General features: G+C 68.0%; 2 protein-coding genes. One reads left to right on the forward strand and one right to left on the reverse strand.

Annotation, left to right across the window (positions count from 1 at the left end):
* Window positions 1–90 precede the first annotated feature (90 nt).
* The gene (locus AB0C02_RS33430; protein ID WP_357553213.1) at window positions 91–834 is read right to left on the reverse strand and encodes a zinc ribbon domain-containing protein; all 744 of its coding nucleotides are present in this window, start codon (window positions 832–834) and stop codon (window positions 91–93) included.
* Between the two features lie 741 nt (window positions 835–1575).
* Between AB0C02_RS33430 and AB0C02_RS33435 the strand changes: the two genes are divergently transcribed.
* Window positions 1576–2949, forward strand: coding sequence for an endo-1,4-beta-xylanase (locus AB0C02_RS33435; RefSeq protein ID WP_357553214.1), 1374 nt, complete (start codon window positions 1576–1578; stop codon window positions 2947–2949).
* Window positions 2950–3170 lie beyond the last annotated feature (221 nt).

Genomic DNA, 3170 nt, shown 5'->3' on the forward strand with positions numbered 1-3170 from the left:
CCACCGCCACAGCCTGACCGCCGCGACGCCGCCCGGCCGACAGGCCGAACGGCGTGTCATCCAACACCGCGAACGTTCGTGGTCACGGCACTAGCGGTGTCCACTAACGTTCACCGGGTTTCTGGTGGAGTGTTGTGGATCCTCGCCGTGTGGCGAGCGACTCCCCACCATCGGGTGGTGGTGGGGCGGGCCTCCGCGGGCAACTGATCCTCTCGCCGCCCGGGGTGGGCGGCGGGGGTCACGCCGGGACTGGCCGGCACCGGGTAGGTGTCGGCCGGCTCGACGGTGCGTGACCACCTCCGGCAGCATCACGGCTGCGGTGGGGGCGGTGGGTCCGCCGCCCGGGGTGCGGGTGGCGATGATGGCAGCCGCGACCAGGTCACGGTGCCCGGTGAACCGGCAGTGCGGGCAGGTCGGGGTCCGCCCGCGCGGTTTCGGTATGCGCCGCCCGCAGGCGGGGCAGGTGGACGACGTGCCGCGTTCGTTGACGGGGTCGATGACGATGCCCGCCAGGGTGGCCTCGTCTTCCAGGATCTGCATGAGGCGGCCGATCTGCCACTGCCGTAGCCGCAGGTTGTGCCGCCGCCCGGCGTCGATGTCGAGCACTCCTCGCGGGTCGCCGACCTTGAGCACACCGACCCGCTGCTGCACGGCCCTGCAGACGACCGAGGTGGCGGCTTCGTGCCGGGCCTGCCAGATCCGCCGCTTGTGCCGGCTGTCGACCAGCCGTGCCCGGCGGCGGTACTTGCGCCACCGCCGCGACCCCCGCTGGCCCGGTTTCGGAGCGCGGCGTGAGACGGCACGGCGGCGGGATTTGGTGTCGGCCAGGTGCATACGATGCTCGGCGCGAATCGCCCGCCCCGACACCAACAACCCCTCACCATCCGGGGCCCGCGACGGCGTAGGAGTGGACGTCCCCCTGATCCACACCGGCCACCCGGGCCGGGTCCGGCCCCTCACCGGGTGCGGTGCGTCGGGAGCGGTCGGCGAGCGTGCGGCTGGCATGCCGACGGCCAGATAAAGGCGGGGTAGTTCGATCACACTGTGGATCAGTAATCAAGTCGCTTCGGCCTTGCCGGGGCTGGTGGCGGTGCCTCCGCCCTAGCCGGTGGCCCGGAGTCGGGGCCTGGAAGTTTCGGGCGGTGGCCCGGCGCAACACCACCGAGTCCACTCTCGCGGCGATTGATCGCTCGCCCAAGCGTCCCCATGACCGGCAAAAATGCATGGTAGATGCGATAGGTCGACGTAACTCGGAGTCACGTGCCCGCTGACGCCCTGCCGGAAGCCTTCCGGAAACTGTTGTTCCAGCGGCGTTGCCGTGCCAGCATGACGTGGCATTGAAGTATGTCGTTCGCCGGTCCAGGTTGCGCGATCCACCGATTCCCCTTCGCGTGCACGTCGGCTGCGGTCGGCCACGCGTGCGGTGCTCGGCGACCGGGCCGCAGAACCGAGAAGGAGGCCATCGTGGCAACCAGTTCTCCTGTCTACTCCGCTGGCTCCCCGCGGAGTCGCTCGTTACGGGTCCGACTGCTGATCGGCGGTACCGTTGCCGCCGTTGCGGCAGTGGGTGCGGTGATGGTGATCCAGGATGCGAACGCCGCGGCGAGCACCCTGGGCGCGGCGGCCGCGCAGTCAGGTCGGTACTTCGGCACGGCGATCGCCGCGAACCGGCTCGGTGATTCGACGTACACCACGATCGCCGGACGCGAGTTCAACATGGTGACGGCCGAGAACGAGATGAAGCCGGACGCGACAGAGCCTCAGCGGGGCCAGTTCAACTTCAGTTCCGGCGACCAGATCTACAACTGGGCGACCCAGCGCGGCATGAAGGTCCGCGGCCACACCCTCGCCTGGCACTCCCAGCAGCCGGGCTGGATGCAGAGCCTCAGCGGCAGCAGCCTGCGCCAGGCGATGATCGATCACATCAACGGTGTGATGGCCCATTACAAGGGCAAGCTCGCCTACTGGGACGTCGTCAACGAAGCCTTCAACGAGGACGGCAGCCGCCGGCAGTCCAACCTGCAGGCCACCGGCAACGACTGGATCGAGGTGGCGTTTCGCACTGCCCGCAGCGCCGACCCGTCGGTCAAGCTGTGCTACAACGACTACAACATCGAGAACTGGTCCTACGGCAAGACGCAGGGCGTATACAACATGATCCGAGACTTCAAGTCTCGCGGCGTGCCGATCGACTGTGTAGGCCTGCAGACCCACTTCACCGGCGGCAGCTCGCTGCCGAGCAACTTCCAAACCACTTTGTCGAGCTTCGCCGCTCTGGGCGTGGACGTGGCCCTGACCGAGGTCGACGTCACCAACGCGTCAACCACCCAGTACGCCGGGCTGACCCAGGCCTGCGTCAACGTGCCCCGCTGCGTCAGCATCACCGTCTGGGGCGTTCGGGACAGCGACTCATGGCGCTCCAGTGAAAGCCCGCTGCTGTTCGACGGCGGCGGCAACAAGAAGGCCGCGTACACCTCGGTCCTCAACGCCCTGAATGCCGCCGGTGGGACGCCCTCGTCAACGCCGAGCGGTGGCACCACCTCTCCATCGTCCTCGCCTTCTGCCACGCCAGGCGGAGCGAAGCGGATCGTCGGCGCCCAGTCGGGCAGGTGTGTCGACGTGCCGAACGCGTCGCGGAACAACGGCACGCGGGTCCAGCTCTACGACTGCAACGGCCAGACCAACCAGGCATGGACTCTCACGTCGAGCAGGCAGCTGACCGTGTACGGCACCATGTGCTTGGACGCCGCCGGGTCCGGCAACGCCTCTGCCGTGCAGATCTACAGCTGCAGCGGGCAGGCCAACCAGCAGTGGAATGTCAACGCCAACGGAACCATCACGGGTGTCCAGTCCGGACGCTGCCTGGACGTCTGGGGCACCGGCAACGGCCAGCAGATCCAGATCTACGACTGCAACGGCCAGGCCAACCAGCGATTCAGCCTGAACTGACTCGATGCGTGATCGCGGTGTGGCGGCAACACCTGCCGCCACACCGTTTCGCCTGGCTCACCGTCCACGGCTGGCTGGCCCGCGATCAGGGTCATCGCGTTCACGGGTAGCGTCTCAGATCAGCTCAGCGATCCTGTGTCGGAGTACGTTTCCGGGATCGTTTCCCACCTGGCTGGGGTGGCGTGGGCGTGGAGATGGAATCCTGCGCCCAGCGCTGCTCC

Source organism: Micromonospora sp. NPDC048999 (assembly GCF_040649295.1).
Lineage (GTDB): Bacteria > Actinomycetota > Actinomycetes > Mycobacteriales > Micromonosporaceae > Micromonospora.

Bases quoted from the DNA above. Each gene is read 5' to 3' on its own strand.
- AB0C02_RS33430 (WP_357553213.1), bottom strand. From the start codon at position 834: ATGCACCTGGCCGACACCAAATCCCGCCGCCGTGCCGTCTCACGCCGC.
- AB0C02_RS33435 (WP_357553214.1), top strand. From the start codon at position 1,576: ATGGTGATCCAGGATGCGAACGCCGCGGCGAGCACCCTGGGCGCGGCG.